A 19,078-nucleotide genomic window follows, 5' to 3' on the forward strand; every position below is an offset into this window, starting at 1 on the left:
GTTAAAAGTGAAATGAGAATATCTTAAATAACGTTTTTCAATTATGTCGAACGAGTCGATTATGGTCAGATACTACCATGATTGACTTATTTTTTTGCTTTCCTCTTGGCCTTAATGCCGTTTGGTATTCATAATAAAAATGATTATTTTACAGTCAACTGGTGGCAGGATGAAAACAAGCTAAAACAAGCAGAGCAAGCACTGTGCACTGAAATTACAAAGAAGCGCAAACTATCACTGTATGATATTAAAGATTCTAATAAATTGGCCACCATACAGCGTATCGTCAACGCAAAACGAACGCAGTTATGGGATGAAGGAACTCTCAATGCCATCGAAGATGGTTTAGTAGCGATGGGTGTGGACTCTACAAATGCTATTGAGTTGGACAAAATCTGGAGATTACATGGAGAGGACAGGCCTAAGCGGTTTAGTCGAAGACACGACTTATGGGATTGTAACAGCTCATATAGGTATGGGGAGTGCAGGAAGTTCTCCTGCTAAGTCCAGCCAGCCACCTATTGCAGAAAATCCGCCTGCAAAACCCACTCCAAAGGGTGGTCCAGGTGTAAACAAACCCATTGATGAGTTCAATGATTCAGCGATTTATAATGGGGCAAATTCAAGTAGACCTAAGGAGTCACCTAAACTACCGAATTCGAGCAAGAGCAAGCCTCCTGAGGATACTCTAAAAGCTTCTAAATGTTGGTAGTGTAGTCAAGAGTGGAAATAAAACGAAATATACGAATTCGGCTGGTAATGAGTTAATTTGGGATGATCAACATCCGAAAAATATTAATCGCGATATTGATATCTTTTAAACAGTAAAGACCCCGGAAAAGCTACTGAGGCAAAAGTAGCTTCTGCTGTTAGAGAAAATAAGGAAGTAACAGCATTTGCCCAGAAAATTCAAAGGGCAGATGGTAACCCGGCGGGCGATTTTGACGTAGTAACTAAGGATGAATTATTGAAGTTAAGAAATCATTAAAAGCCATTACAAATGTTGAACAGTTTGATAAATACGTTAATGTAAATCATGACGGTTATTTTAATCATAACCAGAAGAAAGTCATTTTATATATTGACAAGCCGTTGACTAATTTACATCAGAACGATCTGAATAAATTGGAAGTTATTAAATCTAAAGGTGTTACTATTGTAAACTCTATAGATGAACTCAAGGAGGTATTAAAGTAAAGATGGGGACTTCGGCAGTTATTTTAACGAATAAAGAGAGATATTCTCCTGAGAAGCTGTTAGCAGATACTATAGTTGCAGCCTTTCATTCGGATGCATCTCTCTATTTCTACAACAATAAAAATTACTCAAATGAAGGGGATTTTTCATATACAACGCTGAATATTAATAATAGATCATTTGCGGAGAACTACGAATCTTCATTAATCTTTTATATTCATAGTATTAATAGTTCAAGTATTGATTTTTACTATCACGAAGATTTAGGATTAGATACAAATTTATTGCTGTGTCAAGTCGGTCATATTGAAGATATCTATGTTAATCAAGAATTGATATTCAATTTTATTTACGAATACCTCAAGCTAAATCCTGATGATTATTTTTGGATTGCAGATTATGATTGGGTTTACAGTTGGGAAGACATACAAAAATTAAAATTATTACCGTATGACCCAGATTGGTGCTATAAGAATCCCAAAAACTAACTTATGAGTACAAGGTGACAACAAGATCCTACAATACAACAAACCAAATACTAAAAAAGACATAACTTTCAAAAGCTTATTCCAACTTCAATCTATGAGTTGGGATAAGCTTTTTTCTAAAGATCTAGCTGATTTATATACACACACAATTAGCCCTATAACAGATTTCACAAAAATATTGTCGTGATCACGATCACGGTTTAGACTGTAAATTTAAGTTAAAATACAAACAATTTTAAATTTATTTTATCTAAAACCAAAGATACTCTGATGGATCACAAAGAAAAAACAAGGAAGTGTACAAAGATGAAAAGAACTGATTTACCTCTTGTCTATTCTTGTTCTGGATGTTCCTCCGCAGCACAAACCGCTAACATGATCGCTATACAAATGGATCGAGAAAAAGTCGCTGAAATGTCCTGCATAGCTGGTGTTGGTGGTGATGTCAAACCACTTGTCAGAACAGCAAAATCGGGACGTGACATCATTGCAATTGACGGCTGTCCCTTGTCCTGTTGCAAGAGTTGCTTAGCAAGACATGAAGTTCAACCCAAACACCATTTCCTGCTGTCTGACTTTGATGTACCCAAAATAATAGGAGAAGATCCTAACCCCGATCATTATAGGAATGCTTACACACAAATCTTAGAACAAATTGGACAATAATTCCCGACCGAAGTTAAGGTGTTGTGTATATATAGTAAAAGTATAGCTGGCTCATATTATGTAACAATATTGTAAATTAGTTTGTACTGGTGGCTCCTAACACATCTTTAAGGGCCACCAGTATTTTTTCTCCCGGTTGAATCAATGGATATAAAAATCCTAAACAATTTGGAGCTCTAATTGGGGTCATTTTTCAAATCTTAAGTAGCCTAGCTGCAACATTTGGCAAAGCGTTTCGAGCACTTTACTTACAAGTGACTATACATTTATTCTCTTTTTTAATTATTTTCAGATAACTAAGGTTCCCCTCCTATATTACAAGCTCCCCGCCTCCTTAGCTGCCTTGTAAAATTACTCGTCGTTACCATCCAAGCACACAGCAACTATGTAGCTGCTTACCAGCCTTGAGCTGGAGCACTATCTCATTCCCAACATCACATTTCCAGCATTTGCACTGAACGGGGATTTTGAATAGCCCTCTTTGCCTTTGAGAATTACTTTGCGTAATAGCGAAGAGCCTAAAAATAAACGTAATGATGAAATCGGTGAATATCACAATATGACAACAGATGTTATATTATACTTTGGTTGAAGTTAAACAAAGGAGATGGAGATGCTTATGATGAATCAAGAACCAAATCAGCAATTAGGTGAAATTATTGAGCAGTTCATACATTCATACATGGCAGAAAATAACAATATCCGCTCTCAAAAAGTAATCAACACTGCAGATGAGGATACCATAGCTCATTTAAGGGGAATTGGTTTTCCCAAAAAAGGAAGACCGATAAAAGAAGTTGTCAATGAAATGAGGAAAAACGTCTATTCTTATCAAACGTTCATGCAACACCCTCGCTTTTTCGCATTGGTTCCTAGTCCAATGTCTCTTTACTCGTGGTTAGGAGATATCATGACCAGTGCTTATAATACCCACGCCGGAAGCTGGATGCTGAGTTCGAGCGCAAGCCTTTTAGAAGGGGAAGTGATCCGGTGGATGTGTGACCAAGCAGGATATCCCGATACGGCTGGAGGCTTATTTCTGTCCGGCGGATCGTTGTCCAATTTGACCGCTTTGGCAGCTGCACGCAATGCAAAGTTATTCGAGCAGGAATATGCCATTGGAACTGCTTATGTTTCAGACCAAACTCATTCATCGGTCGCCAAAGGGTTACGCATTCTCGGATTCCGTGGTGATCAGATCAGAAAGATTCCAAGTGATACAAATTTTCGTATGGATGTTTCAGCCTTAGAAAAAAAAGTAATGGATGATCAGGCAGCTGGCATGAAGCCTTTTGCCATCATTGCCACGGCAGGCACAACCAATACAGGAAGCATTGACCCGCTAAACGAAATTGCTGACCTATGTGAAAAACATAATATTTGGTTACACGTGGATGGAGCTTACGGTGCGTCAATTTTGGCTTCTTCGAAATATAAGTCCCTTTTGAGCGGAATATCGCGTTCAGATAGCATTACCTGGGATGCACATAAATGGTTAATGCAGACCTATTCCTGTAGCGTAGTTTTAGCCAAAGAAAATCAACAGCTCAGAGACTGCTTCAGCACACATCCAGAATATTTGAAAGATGCTGAGACTAATGAAGAACATATTAATTTTTGGGATCTGGGCCCTGAATTAACGCGGCCTGCTCGAAGTTTGAAACTATGGGTGACACTGCAAGCTTTAGGAACTAATGCTGTCAGTGAAGCCATAGAGCATGGTGTTCAACTCGCAGAATGGGCTGAAGATGAAATCAAAAAACATAATCATTGGGAAATTGTATCCCCCGCACAGTTAGCGATTGTTAATTTTCGATATGCACCAACTGGATTATCTGAGCAAGAGTTAGATTCGCTCAATAAAAGGATTTCCCAAGAAATGGTGACCAATGGATACGCTTCGGTGCTTACGACACAACTTAATGGAAAAACGGTTCTCCGAATCTGTGCAATTCACCCAGATACTACGGAACATGAAATCAGGAATACAATTCAGCTTTTATCGAATATAGCACGCTCATTGAATGAGACAAAAGCCTTTTTGTGATGAAAAATTATGAAATGAAATGCTACACTTTCTGTAAATAAATAAAAATGCTCAACATCACGCAAGTAAGAGGGGCACGCCGCCCCTCTTTGGTCACTCTTTGAAGCAGGTCAAAATATATTTTTAAAATTTTATGTGTATGATGGCTAGTTTCTCAATCGTATTGTATTCGTTCTTCTTAGACAAAGGAAAACTCCCCTTCAAGTAGCGGTTTATTTATTAAACCTGTCTACTTGAAGGGGAGCATGTCAAAATCGGCAGCCTGTTCCGTAATTTATAATAGCGAGGTTACGAACTTCACCTCTGGAAAGCGGCTATCCGGTCCTTTCATTAAGATTCCGCCTTGATTTTTCAGATACATATCAAAGAAATCCAGCATGTAGGCATTGATAACGGAATTCGCTCTTTCGGGTGCAATCTGTCCTGTAATGCCCAGCATTTTAAAAATCGGAGAAATGAACTGTACGTCGGTAAAATTCAAATGCTCCGTATTTTCGATATAGAGGACTTGTCCCCCTTCGTCGACCGTTTCGCGCATCCGTTCAAGCTCCAACTTTTTATCTTCCGTTACTTGATCCTCCCACTCTCTTGTTGATCCCATACGCTTAAGCTCTGCATCCGTGTAGACCCGGTTATCCATCACCATTTTTAATTTTTCGAAATAGCTTTCCGAGTTGATAAACAAAAACGGCTTTCGCAGACCCTCTCTGTCACGCAGTCGATATAGCCCTCCATCAAAGTCTATTCCAACCGCGATTCGCGGATCGTAAGAAGCGTCATAGGCCGTCGCTCCGCCGATGGAATGGCCGAACACCCCGACATGACCGAGATCAATCTTCCCTTTTAGATGACTTGGAATCTGCCCCGATTGGATGAGCTCGAATTGGTCCAGCGTAAACGCTACATCGCCGGTTAAAACTTTTCCCAACTTGTCACGATTTCCCCTTTCTGTCCGGTAATCATGGTCGGGCGAGAATAAGTCGTTGGTTGTGCTGGTCGTGATTCGACCGTCCGGAAACTCGGTTGCAAATGTATTGTAGGTGTGGTCGATCACTGCCACGATATATCCGTGACTCGCGAGATTTTCGGCTTGCGACGTGTGGAGGAACCTGGACGAGCCGTTGCCGGGATTCGCAAGGATCAGCGGGTATGAAGTCTGTACCGAAGAGACTTTGGCTCCCGAATAAGCATGACTGGATACGTACTTCAGGTGTTGAAACGTAAACCCGGGAAGCCCATAGTTCTCAGCCATATAACGTAAAATCTCGGGATCGGAAATAAATGGAGCGTACTTGCCGGTGCTAGCTTGAGTCGGATACCAGACCTGAACCATCAATTCCCTCTTGCCTGTCTCAGTTTTGCCAAATGTCTCCTCCCGGCTTGGATCAATGAAATGAAAGACTTGCGTGCCTACCTTCAACTCGCCGGTTGGAGCCGGAAAGTTGAATACGGGAAACACATAGAGGAAGCACCCTGTTGCGATTAGCCCAATCACGATAAAAAGGCGGCCCAGCACCCTACGGATTCGCGAGGCAGTCCGAACGACTTTCGGCGTTATGAAAACGTTTATAAGCGAAAGCATAAGCATCAGGAGCGTAAATCCGTATAAAAATAAAAGCTGAACCCTGTATCCTTCGACAAGCAAATGTATCACTAAAAAAATGGAGCTTGCTCCGCTTGTCAGGAGCAAGGCTGATCTTCGGATACGTTGATTGGTAATGAACAGGAGTGCCAACAAACAAGCACTTGAAAAGAATAGCAGCATTTCAAAAATCCTCACGCCAACTCCCCCTTAACAAATAATCCTATCAATGGATTAGTATAGAGGAGCAGCTAGGTTGGTACCATTGATCTAGATGACAATTGCCTAACACTCTTGTAAGGTCGCGTGACGATGGCGCAGAAACGCCAAGAACTATCCAAATGACTACATCCCTCCAATCTCCGATACAATGATTTTCAGAACTCGGCTTCTTGCTTCGTTTATGGAAGATTCAAGGGCGAGATTGACCGAGACAGCGAACAGCCCCCGTCGCCGGGATCTGTTCGCTGTGTGGTCGGAATGGTGAGGATGAACGGAAATCGCAGCATACAATCTCTGCACGATTTGCTCCAAGACCGCCTGCGAAGGATGAACCAGATCAATCGCTTGGTTTTCCGGCGACGATCCAGGAGCTCTGGACAAGCTGTTACCTCGGTCAGCATCACTTCCGCTATTTCTTAATGTCAACATGTAATGTTCCATTGATCGTCGTTGTATTTACTATAGCTCCCAGAACTTCCGAAACAAATCTAAGAGGAACCATAACCCGATTCGGATATTCCGGCATAACGGGAGCACTTGGCATCATCTTTTCTTTATCGTTCACGTACGCAACTTTGCTACCCACGGTTAATCGTACAATTGTACCATTCGTCGATTTAATTGTAACTTCTTGTGTAGGTCTGTTCCATGTTACAGACTCTCCCAAGCCCTCAGATATGAATTTAATAGGAACATATACGGTGTTTGTGGATTTCTCTATATACGGACTGGTGTCTGTTGTCAAAATGCTATTATTTTCATTTGTGGATTTCTCTCCAAATGGATCTAATGTCAAAACGCTGTTATTTACAGCAACTTCAACATTATACCTAAATTTGGATCCCGCATGCGCGCCCTCAACTGAGACAGAAGAAACGAACACAAAGATAACAGCTAAGGGTAAAATTATACGTTTTAACATGGCTTATTACCTCTCCTCGTTTATCAACTTAAAACACTAATACATCCTGTTATTCTCCACTAAAGCTTTTGGCCCATTCAGCAACCCTACGACTGCTTTCTTCTTCGGACAAATCCTCAATCCTCGTCATAATAGACCACCTTACTCCACAAGGATCCAATATACTTGCAAATCGATCACCTGAAACAAAGTTTGTAACGGGTTCCCTTACTTTCGCGCCTCTTGCTATCGCGTTTTCAATGACCTGATCCACATTCATAACGTAAATTCCGAAAGAATAACACGCATTATCTCCATCTGGCGGCAAGACCAATTGATATGCCGGATTCGCTGCTCCCAGCTGCAAAAAACCATTTCCAAAGTCTAATTCAGCATGAACAATAATTGTATTGCCATTCTCATCAGGGTATACAGTAATATCCTTAACCCTTGCATTGAAAACACTTTTATAGAACTCTATTGCTTCGGATGGATTCTTCACGGTAATAAACGGGGTAATAGATGTAAAGCCGTTGGGCATTCCATTCTTTGTATATTTGCCTGACACTCCCGCATATTCTCTGCTTTCAGTCATTTTAACTCCTCCTTTAAATGATCGTAACAGTTCAATTTAATGCTCATCCCTTTATTGGATTGAATCCATCAACTCATAGTAATGTTTGGATGCACGAGTCTTATTTAGACTATACCAAGCTTCTAATGTTTTAGAAGAAAACACGCCCAAAGCTTTCAAAACATGTACGCTGAATTCCAACGGAGCCGTTCCAGATGCAGTGATCAGTTTTCCATCCGTTATAGCAGACTCCATTTTGTAATACTTTTCGCCCGTATAGGTGGGACAGATCATTTTAAGATACTCCAGTTCATTGCTTGTATGCCAACGTGAATTCAGCAGCTCTGCCTGAGCAAGTCCGATGGTAGCACCACAAATCGCTGCAACCCATATACCTTCCTCTAAACATCTCTCAACCATTTTTAAGATCGGTTGGTGAATGGTTTCTGTCCATGTATTTCCACCAGGTAGAATCAATGCATCCGTACTCTCAATACTGCACTCGTCCAATTTGATGTCAGGCAGGATTGTCAATCCACCCATGGTAGTTACAGGAGTCTTTTCCATTCCCACAGTAACTATTTTGGATGGGCCCAGCCCCTTTTTATAATATCTCCCCGAGTTCAGTTCGGCAGTTAAGTAACCGATCTCCCAGTCTGCCATGGTGTCAAATACATAAAGATATACCGTACTATTCATTCACAGGTTCTCCTTATTTTATAATTTATCAAGTGATACCAGCTCTCGGTAATCCATGATTATCCTCATTATAAAAAAGCTTCACTGACATCCGCTGTCAGTGAAGCTTTTAACGTTGATAATATTCCATTAACTCCGACGCAACCGCAACAAGCTTTTCCTTCAAGCTCTGTGGCTCGATGACTTGAATTGATTTCCCGTAGGGTAGGATTAAATAAGGGACATAGGTATGAAGTGATTTTTCCTCAAGCCAAAAGATGGCTTGATTGGATGTTCGCTCTTTCAAATGATGCCCCAAAAACCAATGCAGACATAAGTCATCCAATGCCTCTGACCTGCCTTCGATCATTAAAGAAATTAAACCGTCCTTGCCCACTAAATCAGGTAACAGATTTTGCATAAAAAATTCACGAGCCGAAAAAGCCTCAGGACGCTTAAATAGGTTTGGAGTACGCTTGATCTGTAAAATCCGCTCTGCCCGAAAGCTACGGATCTCATTCCTTAGGTGACAAAATGCAACAGTATACCATTTGTTGTTCCAGTAAACCATTCCATAGGGGTCTATCACCCTATTCTTGGGTTGTTCTTCATGACTTGTGCGATAATCCATTTCTACAGAAAATTCGTTGCCTACAGCCTGCTCCAATTCTGCCAATATCGGCTGAAGAGAAGGATCTCCCATGCGATTTATCACTTCAAATCCGGCTAAATGACGGCTAAGTATACTTTCCTGCTCTTGATTCGAATACATTTTCAATTTTGAGGTCGCACTGCTTAATGCCTCACTTAAAGGAGATCCAGCTTCTTTTGCAAAAACAGCAGCATGAAGGAGTGCCTTTTTTTCCGCCATATCAAATAGTAAGGGTGCTCTAACAAAATTATTCAGCAAGCTATACCCGCCATGATGACCCGTGTCGGATATTATTGGCACTCCACTGGCGCATAGAGCGTCAATATACCTATAAACTGTTCTTATATTTATTTCTAACTTTTCGGATATTTGTTTTGCCGTCATTTTTACACCCGAATTCAGCATCCATAAAATGGCCAGCATATTATCGTTTTTTGGCATAACCTGAACCCTCCTCTCTCATTAAAAGCTAATCTTTTATACATAACTCTTTGTACTCTTCTTACCACCTATTATATGCTTTTTTCCATCTTATACTTCCCTCTCATATCTTCTAATTCCAGATTTACACATAGCAAATACCATAATGAATGGGTCATTCTGTAAACTAACTCTCTCTTTTAACCGATAAATACATATGCTGGATTTATAATTCCTCTTTTTAAACACAACTACAGAAGGAGACACCTATGGAAAATATCGTGACATACGGTCATATCGAAATCATGCCTTATGAGTTCGTCCGCCTTCATGAACTTAAAATCTTAAAAACAGTCAATGACCATGCCCGAATGATCTGTACAGGCATCATCTCAGAGAAAAAGCGAGAGCTGTATGTACGTGCTTCTGACGAAGAAACCCAAGTCAAAGCTTTTGTTACAGACAAAAATGGCAATCGACAGCCCCTTTTTCGAGGCATTGCCTTGGATGTGGAAGAAAAAGTGGTTCACGGGGTCCATTACCTGACCGTCGAAGCCATCTCTCATACCTACGAGTTAGATATTAAGCGCCATCAACGCTCTTTCCAGAATCCTAACCTCACCTATACGGGTTTGATTGAAAGTATTGTATCGGACTATTCCAAAGCAGAAGCCATGGATGTTGTGTCCCATAAGAAGCCCATCGGCACCTTTATCATGCAATATGATGAAACCGATTGGCAATTTCTGAAACGGATGGCTTCCCACTTTTACTCTCCGCTCATTCCTGCAGTGGGCTATGGAGTTCCCAAGTTTTATTTTGGTCTACCTATGGGACTCAGCAAGGGCGAAATACAATCTACCAATTATAAAGTCACCAAACGGGTCGCGGATTTTCAAACCGCCTCAGAGAACCATATCCCTGGCGTGCGTGATGCGGATTTTATCCAATATGAGGTCGAGACGGAGAAATTATTGGAACCTGGCTACGAAGTGACCTTTCGAGGTCATAAGTTGATTGTAGCTGAGGTGCTAACGGAGATGAAGGACGGGGTACTGACCCATAACGCCAAGCTGTCACCACGAAGCGGCTTACGTCCGATTAAAGACTACAATCGTTCCATTATCGGCGCTTCCATTCAGGGCAAGGTACTGAGCGTTCGCCGAGACAAAGTACGCGCCCAGCTCGATATGGACGATCAGCAAGATCCAAACACGGATTACTGGTTTCCCTACTCTACCATTTATGCCTCTGCGGATAACACGGGCTGGTATTGCATGCCTGAAGATGGAGACAGCATCCGCATCTATTTTCCCAGTTATAAGGAAGAAGAGGGATATGCGATCAGCTCGGTTAAAAGAGAACCACAACCTTCCGGGGGAAAATCTACTACTCCTGGACATGCCACAGCTTCTGCTTCGTCTGCTGGATCAAAGTCTTCTTCGGCACTGTCTGCGGCAGCTCCTGCGCCAGATCGAATGGCTGATCCTGCCATTAAGACGCTGCGAACCAAATACGGCAAAGAAATCATGCTCGCCCCAGATCAAATCGTTATTTCTGGCAATGGCATGTCCATTGTCATTAACGATAAAACAGGCATTGATATTGTAAGCGGAAAAAATGTGAGTATTAGCGCGGCTTCGGATATTGTTATGAGTTCCGGTAACATCCAGCTTTCCGCCGGAAAAATTGAGCTGTCTGGTAAAGGCAACACGATCACGTTGGATGACAAAACCACCTTCTCTGGCACGGAAATTAAGATGAACTAACGGAAGGTGAGAACTAGCAGATGAATAAACAAGCGGCATTACACCATTTTAAAGAGCATCATTTTACACCTTTGCTGGACATTCAGTTGGACAGGCTGGAAGCCATATTTCACCGCTACCAAGCTCAATTGATCTCCGACTTCAAAGAATCGTTCAGGGATTTGTGTATACACATTTTGAACATGCAGCAACAAGGTCAAAAAGAACCCATTGGATATATTCACTATTCGTTCTTACGCACTCAGATGCTGGAGCAATCCTACCTGTATATGGTCGAAGCTTATTCTGCTGAATGGTACGAAGATGATTCCGATTGCAAGTTAACCTATGACGCATCATGGGCTTATGGACCGATGAGTACCATGTTGGAAGCCTTGGAGCAGGAACGAAAAATATATATGGGGACGATCACTTCAGTGGACGTTGAACGATTGATGTTGGAATCCGCTCCTTTGTTTCACCAGTTTGTGAACTCCCTCCTGCGCTTAGGCATGGCAGAAGTGGTTCAAATGCCTGAGTATCTCGCTATTCATAAAGCTGATCGTGTAGTCATCCGAACGGGCGAATACATGGATATCAGCGAGAATCTATACGTCGAAGATCAGGAAGCACTTCTTGCAGATCATGTGAGAGAGCAATTGATTCACTCCAGTGAAGAAGAACCCTTTGTTTACGAAAACCTAAAGCGGCTCACTCTTCCCCATCTTCAGCTGATGCAAAAAGATTTGCGTTATAACGATTTTAGCCTTAGTGACTTACGGGAAAGCCGGTTCCATACCTGTATATTAATCGGGAGCAGCTGGCAACGAGCAAATATAGAAGGAGCTAGCTTTCAGGGATGCTTACTGACCGACGCAGATTTTAGATATAGCAATCTAAAGGGTGTCCATTTCTGCGGTGCCAGCGGACAGCCTTATCGGGAACATGGAGTTCGGGTTCCGGGGTTATGTGGCCTTCATTTTGAACACTCCATCCTGGATGGGGCCGATTTTACGAATGTACATTCGTTTGAACATGCGTATTTTGAGGGGGCTTCGATGCAAGGAACCCTTGTCCCGCGAAAGTACCAACAACATTGGAAACTAAGCGAAGCACAGTGTCAATCCATTATGTGGGCGGAATAAGGAGGAATATGTATGCGCCATTATTATGTGCTGGTCGATGATCATCGTGTATCCCGAAACATGGAACCGATGAATTTAGACCTTTTTAAAACGCCATTCGTTGGTATGCCTCCAGCTCAGGTTTTAGATATTCATGCGACAGAAGATGCCGAGTATACGGACTGGCTCCCGTTTTCAACCTCACAACCACTATTTTCCGATCCTATGAAACAAATTCTAGAATTATACAATACACAAGCTCGTTTTAAGCAGGTGTATATCGTGAACCGGGAACCTAGCCGTCAGGAATTATATTGGATTTTATCCATTCCCTCTGTGGATGGCATTTCAGAGCAGACTGAATTTTATCCGCACGACCAAACCCTAAAACGACTTGTGCTGGATAGTCAAAAGGTGAATGGACACCATTTTTTCCGACTCTCCAACGTGAGAGAACCTTATTTCATCGTTAGCTTGGAAGCGGCTGAAAGCTTGCTGCGGCGGAGCTTGAGTGGTTTTCAGCTACAAAAGCTAGAACTCTTATAAGGAGGTTCAACCTTGACGGAGCATTGGGATGAATTTTTTTTAAAACTGCATCACCAACAAATATTGAAAGAGCAATTAAGTACAGCAGAAAACGATGAAAGCTGGATGATGATATCTATTGAAGAAGCGATGAAGGGAATTTCGAAAGGCTCACTAACGCTGGCAGATGGACAGGAAATTCGGTTTCAAACCCTTCCTGTCTTTGAAAATCAACTCACCATTTCTCTGCCTGGCTCTCTTATTCCAGAAGTTCGAGCAGGACAGACGGTAGCTTCGTCGAAAAGCTTCGTTGTTCAGGACAAGCTGGGGGGAATCCTGTTCGGTCTGCACCAAAGCGGGCAAGCACTTGACCCTACGCAAATAGAAATCTATCAACAACAGCTAATTGAGCAAACGAGTCGCGCACAACCAAGTATGAAGCTTGTGGATGAAAAGGCTCTTTCTATTCAAGATACCATCATTGGCTGCTATGAAGCTATTTTTCTAGTTTCCCCCTCTCCCTATTATCAGATTGTCTTTGTGCGTTCCTGGCGTGGCAAAGCTGTGATCGGGAGTTGCCAATTTAAGCTGGAGGATGCTTCGCTCTGGGTCCCGTTAACCTATGCCATGCTGCACACTGCGACATGGTCGGAGCTTACTTGATTCTATACCTTTATCCAAGGAGGTACTTATATGTTTTTACCTATACTTATTAAAGCTCTGGCCCAGGGTGCGCTCAGCGGAGAACATTCCTATGTGGTGAGAGGAGCCAAGTTACAGTGCAGTCAAGGTACAGACCCTGGTGTACTCAATATGATGTACAGCCACGGTGTCTTCATTAAAGATAAACCCGTTCTGAACGTGGACGATGCCATTTGTGGAGCCAATATTAGCAAAATCAATGCTTTTGGTCTGTGTAAATTGAAGCATGGTCTTCCTTGCGAACCTGAGATTGCATTTGGGTCCAAGTGGACCGGTGGGAAAGAAGATGTATTGATCGAGGGGGCACCCGCCTTACTCAACAATTCGACCTTAATGTGTAGCTGCCAAGATGTTCTGACTAATACGTTCAATTTCATGATAGACCCCAGTGATGATGGTACCCTCTCTTCTGCGATAGGACCTAGTGGTGGGGGCATCATCTCGATTCTCGATGACGGGCAAGACAGTTGACTTTATCAAGCAAGGAGATTCAGGAATGAACATCGTAGCGAAAGACCGTTTTACCTATCAGCATCTACATGTTACCTGGCCCTATGGCAAGCTGCGTCTTCGTAATGTCCATATGAATCACGAGCTCGGAGAACATGCCAGACTGAAGATCACGGGCGTCTTGGAGGGCAATCAAGCAGACACGATCATTACTAAAGCAAGTAGCGACGACGAAGTTGAGCTATGGTATTCCGATGCCAAAGATCAGAAGCATCCCTTATTCATAGGGCAACTATACTGCGTAGATGTGGAGCACACGCACCAGGAGGTCTTGGTAACCCTCGACATCATATCTCATAGTTTCAAGCTGGATACGCAGCTCAAAAATCGTTCCTTTCAACATATCAATCAAAAATATGTGGGGATTGTAGATGCAGTGCTGGCCGATTATAAAGGCTCGGATAAGATCGATGAAGCTTTTGAGAAAAAAGCGACAGGCCAGTTTATCATGCAATATCAGGAGACGGATTGGACTTTTTTAAAACGGCTGGCTTCGCATGTGGGAGCCCTGCTCGTCCCCAACATCGTTTCACACCATGCGCAAATTTGGATCGGAATCCCGCAAGCCAGGCAGCATATTCATTTGAAAGAGGTCCCTTTTTCGTTACAACGCAAGATCGCTCCCTATCTGGATCAGGAGGCGAACGGCTGGAGATCTGCAAACATCGGAGATTACACTCGGTATACCTTTGAGTGGGATCAAATGCTGCAATTGGGAGATGAAGTTGAACGCAATCACGAAACTTACGTCATCACCAAACGTGAGGGTCAATTGATTCGTGGCTTGATGACTTGGTCGTATGAATGCGCCCTGTCGGCGGGCTTGAAGGTCCCTAAAATCTATAATCGAACGATCATTGGCGCGGCTATCGAAGGAAAAATACTGGAGGTCAGCCGGAATCAGGTTCGATTGCATCTGAATATAGACGGTCATCAAAATCCAAGGGATGCCCAGTGGTTCCCCTATTCTGCAGAAGGGAATCAGGTGTGGTATCTGATGCCGGAAAAGGGTGCACAGGTGAAGCTGTATTTTCCAAGTGCAGACGAAGACGATGCGATGGTCATACAATCGGTCCGAACGAAACCATCTAGTGTTGCTGTCTCTTCATCTCACGCAGCTCAAGGTGCGGTGATCGAATCACCTACAGAACGTCACCAGCGTAAAACAGCCGATCCTGGGGTTAAATCCTTTGCAAATCCACAAGGAAAAGAAATTTCCTTAGGGAACTCCGAGCTTTCGATGAGTGCGCAGGAAGGATCACTATACATCTCCATGAATACCCATAACGGTGTCAGCCTGAACAGCACCCAACGTGTACAAATTCAAGCCGCTGGCAGTCTTAGTCTTTCGGCAGGTAGTATTCTGCTGCAAGGAACCAACGGCTTACATTTGAATACAACAACGGATACGCTTGATTTGGAACAGGAAGTCAACAGCGTGAGTTCGGAAATCCAGTTTAAAGCTTCCCTCCATCAATACTACCCAGATCCGATCTTATCTGACTTTGAGAAACAAGTCGCTGAAAAGGGAATCCAAGGCGTAATGGGAGCTCGTGCTAAAGAAAACGTAGGTGCCACCCTCAAGGGAGAATGGGATGCGGGTTTGGAATTTATAGGCGGTGTATGGGACTCGGTTGTCGATATAGTGGATATGGGGACCATGGTAATGACCCCTCTTGTTATGCCGGGAAATTACACTGGTAAAGGTTTTCTGGAGCGCAATGAGACGCTCGAGGGTATTAAGAACGGTGCGAAGTTTGGCTGGAACTATATTGCCGATTCATTCCAGGGGAAGAAAACAAAGAAAGATGTGGTTCACGATCTTGGAACTGTATGGGATGGCATAAAAAGCATACCCGATCCGATTGAGCGAAAATTGAGTAATTTCTTCCCTAATCCATTGACCGATACCAAACAGGAAAGTTACGATGCAGGATACGACAGCATCAAGGCCGTTGAACGTGTTGCAGACATTTATGCGTTTGTTAAAGGCGGCACAAAGTTAGTTAGAAAGCTGGGAAAGTTGGGGAAAGAAGAAGCCTCCTTATCTAGGGGACTCAAGGAAACTGAGGATAAGAAAGCCAGTAAAGGTGGCGCGCCGGGTTTATTCGGAGATTCAGCAAAGGCCGACTCTGCTCTGGCCAAGATTGGAGATGGTAAATTCAAAACGAATGCCATCCGTTTTCCAACCAATTTTGAATCCTTGGGGAGTTACTTGCAAAGTGTATCTAGAAAGATGAATATCCGTTTGACTAAAAGGTCACCCATCTTCACAACTGCTGGAGGCCATTATCGGTTTCATGATCCTGGTCCTGATGTCCCACATTCTAAAGGTTCTGGTGCAAAAATTTCGCCTGAGAGACAAAAACAGATTGATGCGTTAGAATCAGGAGAGTACACGGGTAAGAGCACTAAGGGGACGGGAGAAGGTGGCAGTGGTAGTAGTAAGCAACCATATTTAAAAAACATTGATGGTTTCTTGTCAGGTAATAAGAATTTTGATGAAGTATTAGATGACTTTGCTACAGTTTATGCAGAGAAAGTTAACTCAAACGTCCCCTGGAAGTGGAGAAATGTACCAGGGGGAGATACTCTAACACAAAAGCAAATTAAGTTAATTAGAGAACGAGCGAAAGAACTAGAGAAAATACCTGATGTACCTATGAAGCCTGGTACAAGACATCCTGATTTTGAGAAAGCTGATTTAATCATAAAGTTAGAGGGGAAACCTGTTATTTTACAGTTGCCGAAAGACTATTGGAAGAAATCTGATCCTAAACAGTTCCAATGGCTTGATTCACAACTTCCAGGTGGAACACGCCCACCTGGAACAACATGGCATCATTCTGAAATTGACGGTAGAATGGAATTAGTACCTTTTGGAATACATAATTCCATAAATCATAAGGGTGGAAGGGCTCCAGGTGGTTGGGCACATGCTAAAAGATAAGAATAGGGAGTGAAAACAGTGAGATTGGATGTTAATACAATTGTTTTTCCATTACCAACCGACGAATTATTGAATGTAGTTGAGCGAAGCTTGAGAGTCTCATTTCCTGAAACTTATAGGAATTTTATTAAGGAAAATAATGGAGTTGTACCTATCACGAATGTGTTTAGTTTTGGTCATCATGAATATATAATTGAAAAATTTCTTTGTATATTGAATGATGGTGAAGCTGATCCTATTAATGGATGGTATGATATTGAAGTTATTATTACTCAAATAGGTGATAGATTAACTGATAACGAAGATTTAGTGGGGATGAATGTAGTTCCTATTGCGGCGCTTTTTTCAGGGGATTTTATTTGTTTGGATTTTAGAGAAACGGAAGAGCCTACTGTAGTTATTTGGTTTCATGAAGAGTCGGAGGAGTTTTCTCCTGTGACACAAAGGGTCGCCCCAAATATATCTGAATTTTTTGAAATGCTAAAAGAGTAGTGTTTTTCTAGTTCATGTTAGCACGTGATGAATAGACTACACCCAGCCCAAATAAGTCGGGCGTCTAAGTCCAAGTGGACCTAATTTTGCAGGGGCTGGAAGTGTTGAAGGTGCTACTGATGATATAATGGAATGTTTTACAAAACTTCCTCAAATAAATTGAGAGATGAAATGTACACACGAAAGTGCTAAAAAAGGATATCCTATTTAACAAATACACTGAACAGGTCATTATGGTTAGATACTACCATCATTGGCTTGTTTTTGTTATTGTCTTAGCCCTAGTCCAATTAGGTATTTCATAACATCACCAAGCATAATGGGGGAAGAACAAAAGGAAACTGGGCAGACGATCCACGACATTAATTTGAGAGGTGAAATATTTCGAAAATACAGAATGAAAGTATAATTTTCCCTCTTCCAGATAGAAATTTAATTATGCGTAGATGATTTCATTTGTCTAGATTTTAGCGAAAGTAAGACCGACCCAGTAATTTGTATTTGGTACAATGAGGAGTCAGACGAATATGATCCAGTTACAGAAAAAATCGCTGATAATGTAAATAGTTTTCTTGATATGTTAGAAGAATAATTGAGATGGACATATTATGAAGTTATCACTTGCGTCTATTTATATTATGGTGTAAAGATGTTTGCGACCCCAGCGACAAGATCATACATGACTACCGTTAAAACAAACACAAATTAACTTGACTATGAGTTAGGAATAGCCTCTTCCAGCTAAAAATAATGCTTGCCCCCCAACAGAGTTAGCATACACACACTAAAACTACGGGATGGAAAATGCGCTACGTCAGATCGGTCACCAAACTCGATGCCTTAATATTTCATATCTACATTTGGTCTAAAATTAAAAGTGATTAAAAACAAAAACCCGCTCAATGAGCGGGTTTCAGTATAAAGACGTGGGGAATTTCCCCTCTGTTCCAAACTTTTTTTACCAGACATTAAAATTTATTATTGTTCCTCAAACTCTACAACAAGACTTTAAGAGCAATTGATTTGTTACCCATTAAACTATCAAGCATTATTTCTTAATGTCAACATGTAATGTTCCATTGATCGTAGTTGAATTTACTGTAGCTCCTAGAACTTCCGAAACAAATCTAAGAGGAACCATAACCCGATTTGGATATTCCGGCATATCGGGAGCACTTGGCATCATCTTTTCTTCATCGTTCACGTATGCAATTTTGCTACCCACGGTTAATCGTATAATTGTACCATTCTTCGATTTAATTGTAACTTCTTGTTTAAGTCTGTTCCACGAGACAGACTCTCCCAAGCCCTCAGATATGAATTTAATAGGGACATATACTGTGTTGGTGGCTCTCTCTATATACGGACTGACGTCTGTTGTCAAAATGCTATTATTTTCGTTTGTGGATTTCTCTCTAAATGGATCTAATGTCAAAGTGCTGTTATTTACAGAAACTTCAACATTATAACTAAATTTAGATCCCGCATGTGCGCTCTCAACTGAGACAGAAGAAAGGAACACAAAGATAAAAGCTAAGGGCAAAATTATACGTTTTAACATAGTGTATCACCTCTCTCCATTCATTAACCAGAACCTCTT

The 19,078-nt window shown here is 41.9% G+C and carries 18 protein-coding genes; 11 read left to right on the forward strand and 7 right to left on the reverse strand.

What is annotated here, in order from left to right; all coding sequences use genetic code 11:
• Positions 1-81: 81 nt before the first annotated feature.
• The 4 genes from HFD99_RS04515 (at position 82) to HFD99_RS04530 (ending at position 4,398) form a co-directional block, all read left to right on the forward strand.
• The gene (locus tag HFD99_RS04515; protein WP_031461984.1) at positions 82-504 is read left to right on the forward strand and encodes a hypothetical protein; all 423 of its coding nucleotides are present in this window, start codon (positions 82-84) and stop codon (positions 502-504) included.
• Between the two features lie 695 nt (positions 505-1,199).
• Positions 1,200-1,685, forward strand: coding sequence for a hypothetical protein (locus tag HFD99_RS04520; RefSeq protein WP_031461985.1), 486 nt, complete (start codon positions 1,200-1,202; stop codon positions 1,683-1,685).
• A gap of 306 nt (positions 1,686-1,991) precedes the next feature.
• Positions 1,992-2,351, forward strand: a complete 360-nt coding sequence (locus tag HFD99_RS04525; RefSeq protein ID WP_013311396.1) for a putative zinc-binding protein — start codon at positions 1,992-1,994, stop codon at positions 2,349-2,351.
• 619 nt (positions 2,352-2,970) lie between these two features.
• A complete protein-coding gene (locus tag HFD99_RS04530) occupies positions 2,971-4,398 on the forward strand; it encodes a pyridoxal phosphate-dependent decarboxylase family protein (protein ID WP_031461986.1) in 1,428 nt (475 codons plus the stop codon).
• Between the two features lie 274 nt (positions 4,399-4,672).
• On the opposite strand, the gene HFD99_RS04535 is transcribed toward HFD99_RS04530, so the two are convergent.
• The 6 genes from HFD99_RS04535 to HFD99_RS04560 form a co-directional block, all read right to left on the reverse strand.
• Positions 4,673-6,178, reverse strand: coding sequence for an alpha/beta hydrolase family protein (locus HFD99_RS04535; protein WP_167440812.1), 1,506 nt, complete (start codon positions 6,176-6,178; stop codon positions 4,673-4,675).
• Between the two features lie 147 nt (positions 6,179-6,325).
• Positions 6,326-6,631 carry a hypothetical protein gene (locus tag HFD99_RS04540; RefSeq protein ID WP_031461988.1) on the reverse strand — a complete coding sequence of 102 codons (306 nt, stop codon included), beginning with the start codon at positions 6,629-6,631 and terminating at the stop codon, positions 6,326-6,328.
• Positions 6,612-7,124, reverse strand: a complete 513-nt coding sequence (locus HFD99_RS04545; RefSeq protein ID WP_031461989.1) for a stalk domain-containing protein — start codon at positions 7,122-7,124, stop codon at positions 6,612-6,614. Before HFD99_RS04545 ends, HFD99_RS04540 begins: the two co-directional genes overlap by 20 nt.
• Positions 7,125-7,173: 49 nt before the next feature.
• Complete coding sequence (locus HFD99_RS04550) at positions 7,174-7,698, reverse strand: VOC family protein (RefSeq protein WP_123797500.1); 525 nt, start codon at positions 7,696-7,698, stop codon at positions 7,174-7,176.
• A 51-nt stretch (positions 7,699-7,749) separates the two neighbouring features.
• A complete protein-coding gene (locus HFD99_RS04555) occupies positions 7,750-8,376 on the reverse strand; it encodes a type 1 glutamine amidotransferase family protein (RefSeq protein ID WP_123797501.1) in 627 nt (208 codons plus the stop codon).
• A gap of 109 nt (positions 8,377-8,485) precedes the next feature.
• The gene (locus tag HFD99_RS04560) at positions 8,486-9,448 is read right to left on the reverse strand and encodes a helix-turn-helix transcriptional regulator (protein WP_123797502.1); all 963 of its coding nucleotides are present in this window, start codon (positions 9,446-9,448) and stop codon (positions 8,486-8,488) included.
• Between the two features lie 248 nt (positions 9,449-9,696).
• Between HFD99_RS04560 and HFD99_RS04565 the strand changes: the two genes are divergently transcribed.
• The 7 genes from HFD99_RS04565 to HFD99_RS04595 are packed head-to-tail and all read left to right on the forward strand — an operon-like array spanning position 9,697 to position 17,478.
• Positions 9,697-11,196: a hypothetical protein gene (locus HFD99_RS04565; RefSeq protein WP_123797503.1), complete on the forward strand. Its 1,500-nt coding sequence runs from the start codon at positions 9,697-9,699 to the stop codon at positions 11,194-11,196.
• A gap of 20 nt (positions 11,197-11,216) precedes the next feature.
• Entirely contained in the window at positions 11,217-12,320 is a 1,104-nt protein-coding gene (locus HFD99_RS04570) for a pentapeptide repeat-containing protein (protein ID WP_123797504.1), read from the forward strand.
• Positions 12,321-12,332: 12 nt separating this feature from the next.
• Complete coding sequence (locus HFD99_RS04575) at positions 12,333-12,845, forward strand: imm11 family protein (RefSeq protein ID WP_044787571.1); 513 nt, start codon at positions 12,333-12,335, stop codon at positions 12,843-12,845.
• A 12-nt stretch (positions 12,846-12,857) separates the two neighbouring features.
• Positions 12,858-13,487, forward strand: coding sequence for a hypothetical protein (locus HFD99_RS04580; protein WP_031461995.1), 630 nt, complete (start codon positions 12,858-12,860; stop codon positions 13,485-13,487).
• A 30-nt stretch (positions 13,488-13,517) separates the two neighbouring features.
• Positions 13,518-13,997, forward strand: coding sequence for a DUF4280 domain-containing protein (locus HFD99_RS04585; protein ID WP_123797505.1), 480 nt, complete (start codon positions 13,518-13,520; stop codon positions 13,995-13,997).
• 25 nt (positions 13,998-14,022) lie between these two features.
• The gene (locus HFD99_RS04590; protein WP_123797506.1) at positions 14,023-16,986 is read left to right on the forward strand and encodes an HNH endonuclease signature motif containing protein; all 2,964 of its coding nucleotides are present in this window, start codon (positions 14,023-14,025) and stop codon (positions 16,984-16,986) included.
• 18 nt (positions 16,987-17,004) lie between these two features.
• Positions 17,005-17,478, forward strand: coding sequence for an SMI1/KNR4 family protein (locus HFD99_RS04595; RefSeq protein ID WP_123797507.1), 474 nt, complete (start codon positions 17,005-17,007; stop codon positions 17,476-17,478).
• A 1,048-nt stretch (positions 17,479-18,526) separates the two neighbouring features.
• Here the strand turns inward: HFD99_RS04595 and HFD99_RS04600 are convergent.
• Positions 18,527-19,039 (reverse strand): stalk domain-containing protein, encoded by a 513-nt coding sequence (locus tag HFD99_RS04600; protein WP_031462000.1) that lies wholly within the window; start codon positions 19,037-19,039, stop codon positions 18,527-18,529.
• Between the last annotated feature and the right edge of the window lie 39 nt (positions 19,040-19,078).

The sequence above is a fragment of the Paenibacillus sp. EKM301P genome (genome assembly GCF_011800295.1).
Classification (GTDB): domain Bacteria; phylum Bacillota; class Bacilli; order Paenibacillales; family Paenibacillaceae; genus Paenibacillus; species Paenibacillus polymyxa.